The following is a 12,557-nucleotide window of genomic DNA, read 5'->3' as shown; positions in this document are numbered from 1 at the left end:
CCGCGCTGACGGAGTCCCGGCCGAAAGAATTTGTACACGCTTGGTAAACTGTCCCCACCGAACCTAACGAATAACCCGCCTGCTCCAACTTGCCGATGATCGAAACCTTGACGTTGCGGAGACACCAGTGATCACAGTTCTTGCCGTGCACTTTGCGGTGGCCGCTGTGGCCCCGCTGCTGTTCCGAAAGTTCGGCAGGAATTCCTTCTATGCCCTGGCCGCGGTCCCCGCGGCCTCCTTCGTCTGGCTGCTGCTGCAGCACGGCGCCATCTATTCCGACGCAGTTCCTTCCAGCCCCGGGGCGATCACCGAAGTGCTGCCCTGGATTCCCGTCCTCCAGCTGGAACTCGCGTTCCGGATGGATGCCCTGGCCTGGGTCATGTCCCTGCTGGTCCTTGGCGTGGGCGCCCTGGTGCTGGTCTATTGCGCACGGTATTTCAAGAACAAGGACGACTACCTCGGTGGGTTCGGGGCCCAGCTCCTGGCCTTCGCCGGCGCCATGTTCGGGCTGGTCATCGCGGACGACCTCCTGCTGATGTTTATCTTCTGGGAACTGACCACGGTGCTGTCCTACCTGCTAATCGGCTACGCCCGCACCCGGCTGTCCGCCCGGCGCTCGGCGCTGCAGGCGCTCGTGGTGACCACCGCCGGCGGCCTGGCCATGCTCGTGGGGCTCATCATCCTGGGTTCGGTGGCCGGAACCTACCGGATCGAGGCCATCCTGGAGCAGGCTCCTGCGCTCGTCGCCGGCCCCGGGGCAGGGGCGGTGAGCGCCGCCGTCGTGCTGATCCTGGTCGGCGCCATCACCAAATCGGCCCTGGTGCCGTTCCACTTCTGGCTCCCCGGCGCGATGGCCGCCCCCACGCCCGTCAGCGCCTACCTGCACGCCGCGGCGATGGTGAAGGCCGGGATCTACCTGGTGGCCCGCCTGGCCCCCGGGTTCGCCGGCACCGCGCCCTGGCTGCCGATCGTGCTCGGCCTGGGCCTGGCCACCATGCTCGTGGGCGGCTACCGTGCGCTGCGGCAGACCGACATCAAGCTCATCCTCGCCTACGGCACAGTGAGCCAGCTGGGCTTCCTGACCATGGTGGTGGGGCTCGGCACCCCCGAGGGGGCGCTCGCGGGACTCGCCATGCTCCTGGCGCACGGGCTGTTCAAGGCCACGCTCTTCCTGGTGGTAGGCATCATCGACCACCAGTCCGGGACCCGGGACATCCGTGAACTCTCCGGCGTCTACGGTTCGGCACGCGCCTTGGGCATCGTCGCGGCCATCGGCGCCGCCTCGATGGCGGGCATCCCCCCGCTGGCCGGCTTCGTTGCCAAGGAATCAGTGTTCGAGGCCTTCATTGATTACAGCACCGGGGCCGCCACCGGTCCCGGCTCCGGACCGTGGCTGCTCGCCGGCCTGGTCCTGGGGTCCATCCTGACCTTCGCCTACAGCGCCCGGTTCCTGTGGGGCGCCTTCGCCGTGAAGCCCGGCGTTGAGCCGACCGCGTTCAAACCGATCAGGCCGGCCTTCCTTGCCGCGCCGGCGATCCTGAGCCTGCTCACGATCCTTTACGGCCTGTGGCCCGCCGTCGTGGACGGCTGGATCCAGCCGTATGCCGAGCTTTTTGTCGATGGCCCAGTTGTCGACGCCGGCACCTCCTCGCCCGGCCACCTGGCGCTGTGGCACGGCCTGACCCCGGCCCTGGGCCTGACCGCGGTGACGTTCGCCTTCGGTGCGGCCATGTTCTACGGGCGGAACGCCGTGGCCAGGCTGCAGTCACGTGTGCCGGGCTGGGTCGACGCCGACCGGGCCTACCAGCAGACGATCGGCGCGCTGGACGACACCGCGGTCTGGGTTACCGGCCGGACCCAGCGAGGCTCGCTGTTCTTCTACCTCTCAGTGATCCTCACCGTGGCGTTTGCACTGCCGCTGACAGTGCTGCTCCTGTCCGACAAGCCGCTGCCGCCCGGCCTCTACGTCATCGATCCGGGCGCGCCGCTGCAACTGGTGGCCGGTGCCGGCATCGTGATCGGAGCGGTGGCCGCGGTCCGCGCCAACAAGAGATTCCTGGCCGTCCTGATGGTGTCGGTCACCGGCTACGGGATTGCCCTAATGTTCGCGCTACAGGGCGCGCCGGACCTCGCGCTGACCCAGATGCTGGTCGAAACCATCATCCTGGTGGCGTTCGTGCTGGCCATGCGCAGCCTTCCGGCGGAGCTGCGGGACCGCACCGGAGGCAAGTACCGGGTCATCCGGGTGGTGATCGGCCTGGCATTCGGCGTCACCATGATATTCGTGGCCATCTACGCCCTGGGCGCCCGCGTGGTTCCGCCGATCTCCCTGCAGTTCCCGCAACTCGCCTACGAGGGCGGCGGTGGCCTCAACGTCGTCAACGTGGCTTTGGTGGACATCCGGGCCTGGGACACCTTTGGCGAGATCTCCGTCCTGGCACTGGCCGCCACCGGCGTGGCGAGCCTCATCTTCGTCCGCGGCCGCGGTGACCGGGTCCGGACGTCGGAGACAGTCGCGGAAGGCACCGTCGGCCGCCGGGCCGAAGCCAGGGGCGGCACCCGGGACCACGCCGCCCTGGCACTGAGCCGGCGGTTCGCGGCCGCCGCGCGGGACGCGTGGCTGGTAGCGGGCCGGACCCTGGCCCCCGAACGCCGCTCGATCATCTTCGAGGTGGTCACCCGCCTGATCTTTCATTCGCTGATCGTCTTCTCTGTCTATTTGCTCCTCGCCGGCCACAACCTGCCCGGCGGCGGCTTCGCCGGGGGTCTCACGGCCGGCCTCGCCCTGACGATCCGGTATCTCGCCGGCGGCCGTTTCGAACTTCACGAGGCCACCCCTGTTGGTGCGGGCACCCTGCTGGGAATCGGCCTGGCCACGGCCGCGGCCACGGGGATGACGCCGCTGCTCCTGGGCGGCCAGGTGTTCCAGAGCGCCATTGTGGAGCTTTGGTTGCCCGTGTTCGGCGACATCAAGTTCGTCACCTCGACCATCTTCGATATCGGCGTCTACATCGTGGTGGTCGGCCTTGCCCTGGACGTGCTGCGCAGCCTGGGGGCTGAAATTGACGAGCACTTCGAAGAAGAACAGGCCGCCGGGCCCTCCGAAGACCGGGAAGACGGCGGGGCCGCCGCGGAAATTGCTGACACCGAAGCCATTGCCGGGGGGAAAGCATGAGCGTCAATCTGACCCTGCTGACGGTCATGGGGGCCCTGTACGCCTGCGGCATCTACCTGCTTCTCGAACGCAGCCTCACCAGGGTGCTGCTGGGCCTCATGCTGCTGGCCAACGCCACCAACCTGCTGCTCCTTGCCACCGGCGGCTACGCCGGCCTGGCGCCGATCTTCAACAAGGACACCCCGGCCGGGGATTACAACGACCCCCTGCCGCAAGCGCTGATCCTGACCTCGATCGTGATCTCGTTTGCCGTGACGGCGTTCATGCTCGGCATCATCTACCGGACGTGGGTGCTGGCCCGACAGGATGAAATCCAGGACGACGCCGAGGACCGCCGCGTCGCCGAAACGCCGAGCTTCGACGCCGAGGACGACGCCGAGATTCCGGTTGAGACCTCGGAGTTTCCGCTGGCCATGATCAAAGCCGCGGCCGAGGAACAGCCCGGCTCCCTAAATGTTGACCCCCCGAACGCTGACCGCAGACCGGAAGGAGGCGGAGAGTGAACATCGCCAGCTTTGCCCCGCTCGCCGTCGTACTCCCCATTCTGGGCGCCGCCCTGACCTTCCTGCTGATCCGCTACACCCGCGCGCAGCGGGCGGTCAGCATCGCCCTCCTGACACTGACCCTGGCGCTGGAATGCTGGCTGCTGGCCTCCGTCTGGGACGGCGGGACGGCCGCCGTCAACATCGGCGGCTGGCTGCCGCCGTGGGGCATCGTGATGGTGGTGGACCAGTTTTCCTCGCTGATGCTCGTGGTGTCCTCGGCTGTGAGCCTCGCCGTGCTGATCTACGCGACGGGACAGGGCATGGCCGACGGCGACCGCGACGCGCCGGTTTCCATCTTCCACCCCACCTACCTGATCTTGGTGGCCGGGGTGTCCAATGCATTCCTCTCCGGGGACCTCTTCAACCTCTACGTCGGCTTTGAGATCCTGCTGACCGCCAGCTACGTCCTCATCACGCTCGGCGGGACCGGCCCGCGCATCCGGGCGGGTGTGACGTATGTGGTGGTCTCCGTGGTGTCCTCGGTGCTGTTCCTGATCGCGATCGCCATGATCTACGGCGCCACCGGAACCATCAACATGGCGGACCTCGCCATCAAACTCGGGGACCTGGACCAGGGCACCCGGACGCTGCTCCACGTTCTGCTGCTCGTCGCCTTCGGCATCAAGGCCGCCGTGTTCCCGCTGTCCTTTTGGCTCCCCGACTCCTATCCCACCGCACCCGCCCCCGTCACCGCCGTGTTTGCCGGGTTGCTGACCAAGGTGGGCGTCTACGCGATGGTCCGCACGGAGACGCTGCTCTTCCCGGGCGATGCGCTCAACGCCCCGCTGATGGTCGCGGCACTGCTGACCATGGTGGTGGGGATTCTGGGCGCCCTGGCCCAAAGCGACATCAAACGTCTCTTGTCCTTCACCCTGGTCAGCCACATCGGCTACATGGTGTTCGGCCTGGCGATGTCCACGGTGGCCGGCCTGGGCGCCGCCGTCTTTTACGTGGCCCACCACATCACCATCCAGACCAGCCTGTTCCTGGTGACCGGCCTGATCGAACGCCGGGGCGGCAGCTCGTCCGTGGACCGGGTGGCCGGGCTGGCCAAGCTGTCCCCGGTCCTGGCGGTGCTGTTCTTCATTCCCGCCATGAACCTCGCCGGCATTCCGCCCTTCTCCGGATTCCTCGGCAAGCTGGGGCTTCTCCAGGCAGGCGTCGAGCTCGGCACGCCGCTGGCCTATGCCCTGGTGATTGGGGGCGTGCTGACGAGCCTGCTGACCCTGCTTGCGGTCGCCCGGGTCTGGAACCGGGCGTTCTGGCGCAAGCCCAGCGACGCCGAACACCCCGATCCTGTGCTCCTGGCGGCTCCGGAGGACTCCGCCACCGGAGACCGGGCCGGCAGGACGAACGTGACCCTGCTGCCGCGCACCATGGTCGGTTCCACGCTGGGCCTGGTGGTCTTTGGCGTGGCCCTGACGGTCTTCGCCGGGCCGTTCTTCCGGGTGGCCGACCAGTCCGCCCAGCAGATGCTGGAGCGGTCCCCGTACATCCAGGCCGTGCTGGGCGGGAATGCTCCCGTGCCGCCGGCGGCGCTGCCGGGGCAGCAGGGAGGCGGGAAATGAGCCGGAAACGGATCTCCCTGCGCCAAGAGCTGCCGCTGCTGGTGTGGCTCGTCTTTGTGTGGGGCGCCCTGTGGCAGGACTTCAGCCCGGGCAATCTCCTCTTCGGTGCCCTGATCGCCGTGCTCGTGGCGCGCCTCTTGTACCTGCCCCCGGTGGAACTTGGCGGCCGCTTCAACGTACTCCGGGCGGTCCCCTTCGCCCTGGTCTTCATCGGAAAAGTCGCCGTGGCGAGCTTCCAGGTCCTCTACCTTGCTGTCGCCCGCGGGCCGAACGTCATCAGCGCTATCGTCGCCGTGCCGTTGCGGAGCCACTCCGATCTCCTCGTAACCGCCACCGGGCATGTGCTCTCGCTGATTCCCGGCTCCCTCGTGGTGGAGGTGGACAGGTCCACGTCCACCCTCTACATCCACGCCATCAACGTCCGCAACGCCCAGGACGCGGCCAAGCTGCGCAAGGAGGTCCGGGACACCGAAGCCGGGCTGATCAGGATCATGGGAACCAAAGAGGAACTTTCCGCGCTCACACAGGAGGCCGCCGGATGATGCAGACAGTCCTGGCGGTGACCGCCGTCGTCCTCTCCCTGGCCGCCGCGGGGGCGATCGTCCGGATCGCGCGGGGCCCCTCGCTGCTGGACCGGGTCTTGGCCGCGGACGTGCTGCTGGCCATCTTCGGGGCGGCATTGTGCGTCGACATGGCCGTTAACCGCCACCTGAACAACCTGATGCTGGTGGTGGCGATGTCCCTCATCGGCTTTGTCGGTTCCGTCACTGTGGCCCGGTTCGTGGCCGACCGGAGAGGTAATGCCCGTGAATCCTGACGCAGTAATCGACGCGGTTTCCGCCGTTTTCATGGTGACCGGGGCGCTGATGTCCCTCGGCGCCGCGATCGGGCTGCTGCGGTTCCCGGACCTCATGAGCAGGATGCACGCCGCCACGAAGCCGCAGGTCCTCGGCCTGTTCCTGCTGCTGGCCGCCCTTGGCCTGCAGATGCGCACCTGGTGGGTGTGGCCCGTGCTGGTGGTGGCCTGGCTCTTCCAGCTGCTCACCGTCCCCGTGTCGGCCCACATGGTGGGACGCGCCGGCTACCGGACCAAACACCTGCACCCGGAACTGTTGAGCTCCGACGAGCTCGAGGCCGTGGTCCAGCAGGCGGCGGCCAAGCGCGGGCCGGACGAAGGCGCCGGATCCGCCTAGACGATGTCCTGGGTCTTGGCGAAACGCGTGATGGCACGCTGGGTGCCGCGGTTCGCAAGCACCTGGATGATGGCGCTGACCGCGGCCGAGATCAAGGCGAACGTCAGGGCTTCGCGCAGCGTGGTGGGGACGTCGTCGTCGCCCTTGGGCGGCTTGCTGCCCGTCGACTTTTCCCAGAGGGTGTCCACCAGTTTGGTGCCGGCGAAGCCGGCGATGAGGCTGACGCCGGTGCCGAGCAGCTTGATGAGGATGTTCATTCTTAGGTCTCCTTGGGGCGCGGGACTGGGCTTCCCCTAGCCTAGCTGGCCAGACGGCGGGTCCAGTGCATTGCCGGAGCGGACGTGCACGCCAGGACGGCCGGGTGCCCGGGTCGAGGGTTAAGGGGTGGTGCTTTCCGGGGTGAGGACCAGCCGGAGCGCCTCCACCACCAGCTCGTGGTCTGCCTTTTGCGGCAGCCCGGAGACGGTCACGACGGCGACGGCCCCCGTGCCGCGCACGTAGATGGGGAACGCCCCGCCGTGGGCGGCGAACTCCATCTGATCGAACCAGGCATTGTCCTCAATCCGGCCGCCAGCAGCGCGGGCGCGGAGCCCCACCAGCAGGGACGGGACCTCGTACCGCTGCGCAGTGCGCTTCTTGGCGTTGATCCAGCGCTCGTTGTCCGGTGTGGCGCCCTCCAGCGCCGCGTGGAAGAGCACCTGCTCGCCCTTGGTGATGTCGATGGCGATGGGCAGCGAGCGTTGCCGGCCCAGCTCGACAAGGAGGAGTCCGAGGTCCAGCGCGGTGTCCTTGTTGAACGAGGCGAACTGAAGCGCGTCGATCTCGGCCAGCACGCGGCCGATGAGCGCCGCGAGGGAGCCCGGCGGCTGCGGCTCGCTCGAGTCCGGGTCGTAGTCCCCGGAGGGGTTTGGCGTGGCTGGTGTGTGCGTCAAGATGATCCAGCTTTCCGGTGGGAACGAGGCCGCCTCTGGCGGGTCCGGGGGTCCGGCACGATGACTCTACCAAGCGGTTGTTCCCGGCAGCAGGGCACCCCGTCTGTGTCAAGGTGTACCGCTGAAATCCCGGCCGTTCGGGTGTAAACTGAGCCAGCCCACAAGGGCGAAATAATTACGACAGGGGAGCGCCGCCGTCGGGCGTCGCCGGAAAATCCGGGGACACCATTGGTGGGCGCTGAGAGTGCGGACAGCCGCAGACCCTCGAACCTGATCCGGTTAGTACCGGCGCAAGGGAGTCGAGTTCTCAGGGTGCGCGGAGGACGGCGAAAGCCGAGCCCGGCCGGAGCACCCTCCCCTCCTGTTCCTCAGGAGGACGACATGACAGATATTTCAGCACAGCATGATTCCACCAGCCGCTCATCCGCGCCGCGCAACTACAGCTGGCGCGTGGTGGACATTGTGGTGGCCGCCTTGATCGCCGTGGCCGGCGGCGTCATCTTCTGGGCCTGGTCCCAGGGCGCCAACCTGATTTCGACTCCGGTCAATGCGCTCTACCCGCCGCTGACCGGCCTCTACGCCGGCGGATGGATGATCCCGGCCGTGCTGGGCATGCTCATCATCCGCAAACCCGGGGCGGCGCTGTTCTGTGAATCCGTGGCAGCCACCGGTGAGCTGATCATGGGCTCGCAGTACGGCACCACGGTGCTGATCTCCGGTGTCCTGCAGGGTCTCGGCGCGGAACTGGTCTTCGCGGCCTTCCTCTACAAGAAATTCAACCTGCCGGTGTCGCTGCTGGCCGGCGCCGGAGCGGGCCTCTTCTGCGGCCTGAACGACTCCTTCCTGCCGTGGGGCTGGAACATCGCTTACGAAGCAGGGGACAAGCTCGCCTACATCATCTTCACCACCATCTCCGGCGCAGTGATAGCCGGCGGATTGTCGTGGCTCGCAACCCGCGGGCTGGCCAAAACCGGCGTGCTGGGCTCCTTCGCCTCCCGCAAGGCCGCCACGGAGCCCGTCTTCTCCTGAACCGTTCACGGAATCCTCTTCTGAAACCTGCAGACAACTCATGACATCTACAACGGGCGTCCGGCCCGCCGCCGTCTCGGCCCGCGGCTGGGGCTGGCGGCACGCCGGAAGGTCCCGGCCCGCGGTCAGCGGCCTGGACCTGGACATCCGGCCGGGGGAGCGGGTGCTCCTGCTGGGTCCCTCCGGCGCGGGCAAATCGACGCTGCTCCACGCCCTGGCGGGCGTGCTGGGGGACAACGCGGCCGGCGCCGCGGGAGCGGGCGGCGACGCCGAGGATTCTGACGAGACCGGAAGCCTGCTGATCGACGGCGCGCCGCCGCGTACGCAGCACGGCCGCGCCGGGCTTGTGCAGCAGGACCCGGAAACCCAGGTGGTGCTGTCCCGCCTCGGCGACGACGTCGCCTTCGGCGCGGAGAACCTCTGCGTCCCGGCCGCGCAGATCTGGCCGCGCGTGCGCGAGGCGCTCGACGACGTCGGGCTGGGCAGGCTGCCGCTGGACCACCCGACGTCGGCCCTCTCCGGCGGGCAAAAGCAGCGGCTGGCCTTGGCCGGGATCCTGGCGATGCGGCCGGGGCTGCTGCTGCTCGACGAGCCGACCGCCAACCTCGACCCCGCCGGCGTCCTGGAGGTCCGTGACGCCGTCGGGCGCTGCCTGGACAAGACCGGGGCCACCCTGGTGGTGGTGGAGCACCGCGTGGCGGTCTGGAAAGACCTCGTGGACCGGATCGTGGTGCTGCAGCCCGGGACCGCCACGGAATCCGCGGTGCTGATCGACGGGCCGCCGGAGCAGGTCCTGGCGGAGGCGCGGGACATGCTCATCCGTGCCGGAGTCTGGGTCCCCGGGTACGTGCCGCAGACCCGGCCCCGGACTGCCCCGGATGCTGCCGCCGGGCCGCTGCTGCTCGCGGCGGACGGCCTCGCCGTCTCCCGTGAGCGGCCGCGGCGGGCCGGGCTGCGAGAGCGCTTCCGCAGGATCCCGCCGCGGCCCGTGCAGTCCGGGATCCAGGCCCGGGTCCGCGCCGGCGAGGCCCTGACCATCACCGGGCAGAACGGCTCGGGGAAGTCCACCCTGGCGCTGACGCTGGCCGGTCTGCTGCCCCCCGCCGCCGGGACGGTATCTGCCGCGGCGGAGCTGGGCAGCCTCCTGGGCGATGGTGCCGGGACGGACCCGTACCGGTGGAAAGCCCAGCAGCTGATCGCCAGGATCGGAACCGTGTTCCAGGAGCCCGAGCACCAATTCGTCACCGGAAGGGTCCTGGACGAGCTCATGTTCGGCCCCCGGCATCTCGGCTACGGTGAAGAGCGCGTGGACGAGCTGCTGGAGCGGCTGCGGCTGACGGAGCTCGTAGAGGCCAACCCCTACACGCTCTCCGGCGGCGAAAAGCGGCGCCTGTCGGTGGCCACCGTGCTGGCCGCGCACCCGCAGGTGCTGGTCCTGGACGAGCCCACGTTCGGCCAGGACGCCAATACGTGGGCCGAACTCGCCTCGTTCCTTTCCGAGCTCCTCGACGCCGGCACCGCCGTCGTCTCCGTGACGCACGACGCCGAATTCAGTGCCGTCCTTGGCGGGACCGAGCTGCGCCTGGGCACCGGGAACGCAGCCGCCGGAACCGCAGAGGCCCCTGAACTCGGGCTGCCCGAGGCGGCGTCGCCGTGAGGGACGCGCTCAGCCTGCGCGGCAACCACGCACTGCTGACCCGCGCCAACCCGCTCGCCAAGTTCACGGCGGTCACACTGATCACCCTGGTGCTGGCGCTCTCCATCGACTGGGTCTCGGCGTCGGTGGCCCTTGCCTGCGAACTATTCCTCCTGCCGCTGGCCGGCCTGACCCTGGCGTTGCTGTGGCAGCGCGGCTGGCCGCTGATCCTCGCGGCGGCGCTGGGCGGCTGGAGCACCGCCATCCTCGCGCCGGACGCCGGAGCCGTCCTGATCGACGCCGGTATCTGGTCCATCAGCGCCGGATCCCTGCAGCTGGGGGTCGGCTTCATGCTGCGCGGGCTCGCAATCGCACTGCCCGCGGTGCTGCTGATGAGCTGCACCGATCCCACGGACCTTGCCGACGCCCTGGCCCAGAAAGCCAAACTGCCGCAGCGGTTCGTTCTGGGCACGTTGGCCGCCATGCGGCTCGTCGGGATCATGGCGGAGCAATGGCAGACCATCGGCATGGCCCGTCGCGCCCGGGGTGTGGGCTCCAGCGGCAACCCCTACCAGCGCGTCCGCGCCACCCTGGGCCAGAGTTTCGGTCTGCTCGTGCAGGCGATCCGGAGTGCCTCCCGGCTTGCGGTCACCATGGAAGCCCGCGGTTTCGGCGGCGCGGCCCGGACGTGGGCCAGGCCGTCCACGTTTAGCGGACTCGACGCCTGGGTGCTGCTGGGCGGCGTAGGCGTCGCGGCCGCCGCCGTCGCCGCGGCCGTCAGCGCGGGAACCTGGAATCTCGTCTTCCTCAATCGCTAGTAGACGGTTATCGCATGGAGCGGGTATTTGTGTGACATAGATGCCATTCTGACCGTATATGCGCGGACTGGTAGCTCATCAGTGATATTTTCGTGGGATGACTCAACCGACTGCTGAACACGTAGGCCTCCTGCTCCGCAAAGCCCGCGCGGACAAGGGCTGGACCCAGGGGCAACTCGCCGCCGAGCTCGGGACCAGCCAGAGCGCCATTGCCCGGATGGAACAGGGCAAGCAGAACCTGAGCCTGAAGATGATCCAGCGGTTGGAGGCGATCGTCGGGCACAGCATCGTCAACGTGGGCCGGCCGCAGATGACCCACCTCCGGGTCGAAGGCGCCCGGACGCTCTCCGGTGCTGTGGACGTCAACAGCAGCAAGAACGCCGGCGTCGCCCTGCTGTGCGCCAGCCTCATCAACCGCGGCACCACCACCTTGCGCCGGCTGGCCCGGATTGAGGAGGTGAACCGGATCGTGGAGGTGCTGACCAGCATCGGCGTCGAATGCACGTGGCTCAACGCGAACGACCTGCAGATCCGCCGCCCCGCGGTCCTTGACCTCGCCTCCATGGACGTGGAGGCGGCCCGCCGGACCCGCAGCGTCATCATGCTCCTGGGACCGCTGCTGGACGAGGGCGACGTCTACCGGCTGCCCTACGCCGGCGGCTGCGACCTCGGCACCCGCACCGTGCAGCCGCACATGCAGGCTCTGCGCCAGTTCGGCCTCAGTGTGGAAGCGAAATCCGGGTTCTACTCGGTCCAGGCCCCGCCGTCGGACAGCGACGACCGCTCCTTCGTGCTCAGCGAACGCGGTGACACCGTCACCGAGAACACCATCATGGCCGCCGCGCACCGCCCCGGCACCACCATCATCCGCAACGCCAGCCCCAATTACATGGTGCAGGACCTTTGCTTCTACCTGCAGATGCTCGGGGTGCAGATCGACGGCGTGGGCACCACCACGCTGAAAATCACCGGCCGCCCGTCCATCGACGTCGACATCGAATACTTCCCGTCCGAGGACCCGATCGAGGCAATGAGCCTGATCACCGCCGGCATCGTGACGAACTCGCAAGTCACGATTCGGCGCGTCCCGATCGAGTTCATGGAAATTGAGCTCGCCACGCTTGAGCAGATGGGCCAGCAGCTTGAGGTGTCCGGCGAATATTTTGCCCGCAACGGACGCACCCGCCTGGTTGATGTCACCACCAAGCCTTCGGAACTGCGCGCACCGGAGGACAAGATCCATCCCATGCCGTTCCCGGGCCTGAACATCGACAACCTGCCTTTCTTCGCCGTGATCGCCGCGAACGCCTCCGGCCAGACGATGATCCACGACTGGGTCTACGAGAACCGGGCCATCTACCTGACCGAGCTGAACAAGCTGGGCGCCCAGGTGCAGTTGCTCGACCCGCACCGGATCTACGTCAACGGGCCCACCAGGTGGCGCGCCGCCGAGGTGGGCTGCCCGCCGGCCCTCCGCCCGGCCGCCTGCCTGCTGCTGGCCATGCTCGCCGCACGCGGCATCTCGGAACTGCGGAACATCTACGTCATCGAGCGCGGCTACGAGGACCTGGCCGAACGGCTCAACACCATCGGCGCAAAGATCGAGTATTTCCAAGACTGATCCCAGGCGCTTCCCAGGCCAACGCGGGGTCAGATCGCGC

The 12,557-nt window shown here is 68.3% G+C and carries 12 protein-coding genes and 1 riboswitch; of the genes, 10 read left to right on the top strand and 2 right to left on the bottom strand.

Going from position 1 to position 12,557, the window contains the following annotated elements:
* Positions 1-127: 127 nt before the first annotated feature.
* From ACFVVK_RS01940 to mnhG, 6 genes are read left to right on the top strand one after another with little or no spacing between them, the layout of a single operon-like run.
* Positions 128-3,175, top strand: a complete 3,048-nt coding sequence (locus tag ACFVVK_RS01940) for a Na+/H+ antiporter subunit A (protein WP_390262645.1) — start codon at positions 128-130, stop codon at positions 3,173-3,175.
* The gene (locus tag ACFVVK_RS01935; RefSeq protein WP_390262642.1) at positions 3,172-3,678 is read left to right on the top strand and encodes a Na(+)/H(+) antiporter subunit C; all 507 of its coding nucleotides are present in this window, start codon (positions 3,172-3,174) and stop codon (positions 3,676-3,678) included. Before ACFVVK_RS01940 ends, ACFVVK_RS01935 begins: the two co-directional genes overlap by 4 nt.
* Positions 3,675-5,288, top strand: a complete 1,614-nt coding sequence (locus ACFVVK_RS01930; RefSeq protein ID WP_390262639.1) for a Na+/H+ antiporter subunit D — start codon at positions 3,675-3,677, stop codon at positions 5,286-5,288. The genes ACFVVK_RS01935 and ACFVVK_RS01930 overlap by 4 nt, the downstream gene beginning before the upstream one ends.
* On the top strand, positions 5,285-5,830 hold the full coding sequence (locus tag ACFVVK_RS01925; RefSeq protein ID WP_390262636.1) for a Na+/H+ antiporter subunit E: 546 nt from the start codon (positions 5,285-5,287) through the stop codon (positions 5,828-5,830). The genes ACFVVK_RS01930 and ACFVVK_RS01925 overlap by 4 nt, the downstream gene beginning before the upstream one ends.
* On the top strand, positions 5,827-6,105 hold the full coding sequence (locus ACFVVK_RS01920; RefSeq protein ID WP_390262633.1) for a monovalent cation/H+ antiporter complex subunit F: 279 nt from the start codon (positions 5,827-5,829) through the stop codon (positions 6,103-6,105). The genes ACFVVK_RS01925 and ACFVVK_RS01920 overlap by 4 nt, the downstream gene beginning before the upstream one ends.
* Positions 6,095-6,481, top strand: a complete 387-nt coding sequence (mnhG, locus tag ACFVVK_RS01915) for a monovalent cation/H(+) antiporter subunit G (RefSeq protein WP_390262630.1) — start codon at positions 6,095-6,097, stop codon at positions 6,479-6,481. The genes ACFVVK_RS01920 and mnhG overlap by 11 nt, the downstream gene beginning before the upstream one ends.
* On the opposite strand, the gene ACFVVK_RS01910 is transcribed toward mnhG, so the two are convergent.
* Positions 6,478-6,738 (bottom strand): DUF4235 domain-containing protein, encoded by a 261-nt coding sequence (locus tag ACFVVK_RS01910; protein WP_390262627.1) that lies wholly within the window; start codon positions 6,736-6,738, stop codon positions 6,478-6,480. The two genes, mnhG and ACFVVK_RS01910, sit on opposite strands and share 4 nt — an antisense overlap.
* Positions 6,739-6,858: 120 nt before the next feature.
* Positions 6,859-7,413, bottom strand: coding sequence for a heme-degrading domain-containing protein (locus tag ACFVVK_RS01905; protein ID WP_390262624.1), 555 nt, complete (start codon positions 7,411-7,413; stop codon positions 6,859-6,861).
* 172 nt (positions 7,414-7,585) lie between these two features.
* Positions 7,586-7,728: riboswitch (TPP riboswitch) on the top strand.
* Between the two features lie 66 nt (positions 7,729-7,794).
* Between ACFVVK_RS01905 and ACFVVK_RS01900 the strand changes: the two genes are divergently transcribed.
* From ACFVVK_RS01900 to ACFVVK_RS01885, 4 genes are all read left to right on the top strand, one after another.
* Entirely contained in the window at positions 7,795-8,442 is a 648-nt protein-coding gene (locus ACFVVK_RS01900) for an ECF transporter S component (protein WP_390262621.1), read from the top strand.
* Positions 8,443-8,482: 40 nt separating this feature from the next.
* The gene (locus tag ACFVVK_RS01895; protein ID WP_390262618.1) at positions 8,483-10,099 is read left to right on the top strand and encodes an ABC transporter ATP-binding protein; all 1,617 of its coding nucleotides are present in this window, start codon (positions 8,483-8,485) and stop codon (positions 10,097-10,099) included.
* Positions 10,096-10,896 (top strand): energy-coupling factor transporter transmembrane component T family protein, encoded by an 801-nt coding sequence (locus ACFVVK_RS01890; RefSeq protein ID WP_390262615.1) that lies wholly within the window; start codon positions 10,096-10,098, stop codon positions 10,894-10,896. The genes ACFVVK_RS01895 and ACFVVK_RS01890 overlap by 4 nt, the downstream gene beginning before the upstream one ends.
* A gap of 97 nt (positions 10,897-10,993) precedes the next feature.
* Entirely contained in the window at positions 10,994-12,517 is a 1,524-nt protein-coding gene (locus ACFVVK_RS01885; protein WP_390262613.1) for a UDP-N-acetylglucosamine 1-carboxyvinyltransferase, read from the top strand.
* The last annotated feature ends 40 nt before the right edge of the window (positions 12,518-12,557 follow it).

It is taken from the genome of Arthrobacter sp. NPDC058192 (genome assembly GCF_042883665.1).
GTDB lineage: Bacteria > Actinomycetota > Actinomycetes > Actinomycetales > Micrococcaceae > Arthrobacter.
The sequence above is the reverse complement of the archived record's forward strand: the minus strand, read 5'-3'. Positions and strand labels throughout refer to the sequence as shown.

What these genes read in the sequence shown, in the direction of transcription:
- ACFVVK_RS01935 (WP_390262642.1), top strand. Translation starts at nt 3,172, where the DNA reads ATGAGCGTCAATCTGACCCTGCTGACGGTCATGGGGGCCCTGTACGCC.
- ACFVVK_RS01925 (WP_390262636.1), top strand. Translation starts at nt 5,285, where the DNA reads ATGAGCCGGAAACGGATCTCCCTGCGCCAAGAGCTGCCGCTGCTGGTG.
- ACFVVK_RS01885 (WP_390262613.1), top strand. Translation starts at nt 10,994, where the DNA reads ATGACTCAACCGACTGCTGAACACGTAGGCCTCCTGCTCCGCAAAGCC.
- ACFVVK_RS01910 (WP_390262627.1), bottom strand. Translation starts at nt 6,738, where the DNA reads ATGAACATCCTCATCAAGCTGCTCGGCACCGGCGTCAGCCTCATCGCC.
- ACFVVK_RS01900 (WP_390262621.1), top strand. Translation starts at nt 7,795, where the DNA reads ATGACAGATATTTCAGCACAGCATGATTCCACCAGCCGCTCATCCGCG.
- ACFVVK_RS01895 (WP_390262618.1), top strand. Translation starts at nt 8,483, where the DNA reads ATGACATCTACAACGGGCGTCCGGCCCGCCGCCGTCTCGGCCCGCGGC.
- ACFVVK_RS01920 (WP_390262633.1), top strand. Translation starts at nt 5,827, where the DNA reads ATGATGCAGACAGTCCTGGCGGTGACCGCCGTCGTCCTCTCCCTGGCC.